The organism is Vibrio sp. 1402, assembly GCF_033340275.1.
In genome coordinates, this window is the sequence record NZ_JAWOWE010000354.1 from 1 (window position 1) to 648 (window position 648).

Genomic DNA, 648 nt, shown 5'->3' on the forward strand with positions numbered 1-648 from the left:
ATCAAAATGGATGAAGATAAGCAAATCTCTGGCGGTACAGCGGTTGAGCTGACAAAAGCTGGTGAGTTGTCTGACGGTCTTAAATCTCGTTTCCGCCACCTTGCAAGCCTTCAAGCCGCTGGCATTGATGTGGACGATGCAACCCTACGTACGATTCTGAAATCACAAATCGTCATGGTGGCTTACAACGCAAATGGCGACGTTATTTCTGCAACTGAAGTGCAAGAGCCGGGCGTTTTGGATGCGGTGTTTGCCGACTCCAAGGCAGGTAACGCAATTAGCCAAGAACTCGGTGCGATTGTGGAAGGCGGCGCAGCAACCTTCAAACTTTGGGCGCCAACAGCACAAGACGTTGCTCTGATCATCTATGACGAGAATCTGAAAGAAGAAACAACCGTTGCGATGAAAGAAGATTCAGCAACTGGTATCTGGGTTTCTGAAGCGCAAAGCAACGTCGTCAACAAATACTACCGTTACCAAGTTAAAGTTTACCACCCAACAACGGGCGTCATCGAAACTCGCTTGGTCACCGATCCATACTCTCTGAGCTTATCGAAAAATTCGATGTACTCTCAAGTGATCGATTTGGATGATCCAAGCTTGATGCCACAAGGCTGGAGCGACTACGAACGCCCAACCGTTAAAAAA

Annotated in this window: 1 pseudogene; it reads left to right on the plus strand. The window is 48.0% G+C overall.

The features are described 5' to 3' along the window. Nucleotides 1–648, plus strand: a pseudogene (locus R7044_RS26030) (DUF3372 domain-containing protein); the annotation flags it as partial.